The organism is Bartonella sp. AA86SXKL (assembly GCF_042196885.1).
Genome location: NZ_JBHIRE010000163.1, coordinates 1 through 980, shown reverse-complemented (window position 1 = coordinate 980; position 980 = coordinate 1). Strand labels below are relative to the sequence as shown.

Annotated in this window: 1 protein-coding gene and 1 pseudogene; both read left to right on the top strand. The window is 33.1% G+C overall.

Features of this window, described 5'->3' with window-relative positions; genetic code table 11:
• Positions 1 to 182 (top strand): annotated as a pseudogene (gene eno, locus ACFIO5_RS10725) (phosphopyruvate hydratase); the annotation flags it as partial.
• 95 nt (positions 183 to 277) lie between these two features.
• A complete protein-coding gene (locus ACFIO5_RS10720) occupies positions 278 to 682 on the top strand; it encodes an NINE protein (protein ID WP_375705394.1) in 405 nt (134 codons plus the stop codon).
• Positions 683 to 980: the final 298 nt, after the last annotated feature.

Below are 980 nucleotides of genomic sequence, written 5' to 3'. Positions count from 1 at the left end.
CTCATCGTTCAGGTGAAACGGAAGATTCTTTTATTGCAGATCTTGCCGTTGCGACCAATTGTGGGCAAATTAAAACGGGTTCTCTTGCACGTTCGGATAGATTAGCAAAATATAATCAGCTTATTCGTATTGAAGAAATGCTAGGATTGCAGGCATGTTATGCGGGCAATTGGTATTGTTGATAGTGATAAGAGTAAAATTTTAAATTGTGATATCATTGGGGTTATAAAATTTAATTATGAGACATATGGGGCAACGATTTTATAGGTGTTAAAAGATGAGAGGTATAATTATTAGTCAGGATCAGGGGACTTATCTCGTTTCCGGTGATGATGGTAAGCGTTATCAATTTGCGACTTGGGATTGGTCAGGGAAGAATCCACCGAAGATAGGTGATACTGTTGATTTTGTATGTGAGGGAGATGTTGTCAATTCTGTTTTTCCATTATTGCAGCACGATTCAGATCCTTCAAAAGTAATATTAGCACTCATTTGTTGGATCACTGGTATATTTGGTGTTCACCGTTTTATGGTTGGTAAAGTGAAAACAGGTGCTTTAATGCTTATTCTATCGTTAACACTTGTCGGGTTGATGATCACAGGAATTTGGACAATTGTTGATTTTATAGTCATTATGGCAGGGAAGTTTACTGACAAAAATGGCAATCAAATTATACATTAGTAGAGATTGTATATGATAAAATAAACTATTATTGTAAATGTATAATATAAAAAGTAAGCAATATTTCTTGGGTTTGAGCATTTAATGCTGAAATTTTCATGAAGATTATGCATATTATACATAATTTAATAAAGATATTGAGAAAATTGTGAACTATTGTGCTATTTTATGTGGTCAAAGCAGAAACGCGAATTAATTTAAATTGTACTTTGTATTTCTGCTTATGATAGGTGGAAAATTTTAAGCTATTTTCATTATAACATTTATCCTGTTGAGTATGACTTGTATTCTTCCTGTG

Coding starts and splice junctions, on each gene's coding strand:
- ACFIO5_RS10720 (WP_375705394.1), top strand. CDS start 278: ATGAGAGGTATAATTATTAGTCAGGATCAGGGGACTTATCTCGTTTCC.